Below are 2,249 nucleotides of genomic sequence, written 5' to 3' on the forward strand. Positions count from 1 at the left end.
CCTTGCGCCCGCGCCATCCCACGCCGGCGACGGCGGGCAGCAGCCCGGCGCCTGACGCAGCCCGGCGGGGTTTGCGCCCCGGCCGGCGCGCGCGACACTGGGTGCATGAGCGAACAGGCCGTGCGCGGCGTCCACGCGATCTCCCGCACCACCCGCCTCACCGCCAGCATCGTCGCCTGCGCCCTGTTCATGCAGACGCTCGACAGCACGGTGATCTCCACCGCCCTGCCGGCCATGGCGCGCGCCTTCCACGCCGACGCGGTGGGCATGAGCGTGGCGCTGACCAGCTACCTGATCAGCCTCGCGGCCTTCATCCCCGCCTCCGGCTGGATGGCCGACCGCTACGGCACGCGGCAGGTGTTCCGCGCCGCCATCGCCGTCTTCACCCTCGGCTCGGTGCTGTGCGGCCGGGCCGACACGCTCGGCTTCCTGGTCGCCGCCCGGGTGCTGCAGGGCATGGGCGGGGCGATGATGGTGCCGGTCGGGCGGCTGGTGCTGCTGCGCTCCGTCGCCAAGACCGAATTGGTGGCCGCGATGGCGTGGCTGACCATCCCGGCGCTGCTCGGTCCGGTGATCGGCCCGCCGCTCGGCGGCCTGATCGTCACCTATGCGTCGTGGCGCTGGATCTTCGACATCAACGTGCCGATCGGCCTGCTCGGCATCGCGCTGGTGACGTGGTTCGTGCACGACGTGCGCGAGCCACGCCCCGTGGGCCTCGACTGGCGCGGCCTCGTGCTGTCGGGGCTGGCGCTCGCCGGGCTGATGCTGGCGGTGGAGATCGGCGCGCGCGGCCTGGTCAGCCTCGGCGCCGCGCTGACGATCGGCGCGGGCGCGCTGACCTGCGCCGCGCTGTACGGCTGGCACGCGCGGCGGCATCCGGCGCCGCTGCTCGACCTGTCGCTGATGCGGGTGCCGACCTTCGCCGTCTCGGTCTATGCCGGGTCGCTGTTCCGCATCGGCATCGGGGCGATGCCCTTTCTCCTGCCGCTGATGCTGCAGATCGGCTTCGGCGACAGTGCCGCGCGCAGCGGCATGGTCACCTTCGCGGGCTCGGCCGGCGCGCTGGTGATGAAGCCGGTGGCGACGCGGGTGATCGGCCGGCTTGGCTTCCGCCGCACGCTGCTGTGGAACGGGCTGATCGGCGCGCTGACGCTGGGCGCCTGCGGCGCCTTCCGCCCGGCCTGGCCGCTCGCCGCCATCTATGCCGTGCTGCTGATCGGCGGCTTCTTCCGCAGCCTGCAGTTCACCGCCTTCAACACCATCGCCTATGCCGATTTGTCGCGCGCGCAGATGAGTGCGGCGACCAGCCTGTATTCGACGCTGCAACAGGTGAGCCTGACCTTTGGCGTCGTCGCCGGCGCGATCGCGCTGCAGGCGGCGATGACGCTGCGCGGCCACGCCGTCCCGTCGACCGGCGATTTCGGCGCGGCCTTCTATGTCGTGGCCGGCTTCTGCCTGCTGAGCGTCCCCATCGCCCTCGCGCTGCGCCGCGATGCGGGCGCGAGCCTGATCGGCTGAGCCGCCGGGCCAAGACGTTCGATCAGCGCCATCGCCGCCGCGGGGTTGCGCGCCTTGTAGCCGCCGATGACATACAGGACCACCGCGCGGTCCGCCGCCCACCCGCGCGCCCGCGCCGCCCATGCGTCGAGCGCCGCGTCGCCATACCCGTCCGCCGCCTCGCTGCTGCCCATGATGCGCGCATAGGCGAACGGCGCGGTCGCGGCGTCGATGCACGGATGCGGCGAATCGCCGGCCAGCACGATCGCCACGCCATGGCGCCGCGCGAGGGCGACGAACGCCGGCGTGTCGAAGCTCGGATGGCGCACCTCGACCGCGTGGCGCAGCGCGCGCCCGTCCAGCGCGGGCGGCAGCAGCTTCATGAACGCCTCGAAATCAGCGGCATCGAACGCCTTGGTCGGCGCGAACTGCCAGTTGATCGGGCCGAGCTTGTCGCCGAGCAACAGCACCCCGCCGGTGAGGAAGCGCTGCACGCTGGCCTCCGCCTCCGCCAGCACGCGCCGGTTGGTCGCATAGCGCGGCGCCTTGACCGCGAAGACGAAATCATCCGGCGTCTCGTCACGCCAGCGGGCGAAGGTCGCGGGCGTCTGCGCGCCGTAGAACGTGCCGTTGATCTCGATCGAGGTCAGTCGGCGGCTCGCGTATTCCAGCTCGCGCCGATGCGGCAGGTCCGGCGGATAGAACCCGCCGCGCCACGGCGCATAGGTCCAGCCGCCGATGCCCACGCGGAT

Annotated in this window: 2 protein-coding genes; one reads left to right on the forward strand and one right to left on the reverse strand. The window is 72.6% G+C overall.

Translation table 11 applies throughout. From position 1 onward, the window contains the following. Positions 1–105 precede the first annotated feature (105 nt). The gene (locus B8460_RS14365; RefSeq protein ID WP_048862301.1) at positions 106–1,518 is read left to right on the forward strand and encodes an MFS transporter; all 1,413 of its coding nucleotides are present in this window, start codon (positions 106–108) and stop codon (positions 1,516–1,518) included. On the opposite strand, the gene B8460_RS14370 is transcribed toward B8460_RS14365, so the two are convergent. Next, a partial coding sequence (locus tag B8460_RS14370; protein ID WP_084623677.1) for a DUF72 domain-containing protein occupies positions 1,434–2,249 on the reverse strand: 816 nt, incomplete at its 5' end. The two genes, B8460_RS14365 and B8460_RS14370, sit on opposite strands and share 85 nt — an antisense overlap.

Source organism: Acidisphaera rubrifaciens HS-AP3, assembly GCF_000964365.1.
Lineage (GTDB): Bacteria > Pseudomonadota > Alphaproteobacteria > Acetobacterales > Acetobacteraceae > Acidisphaera > Acidisphaera rubrifaciens.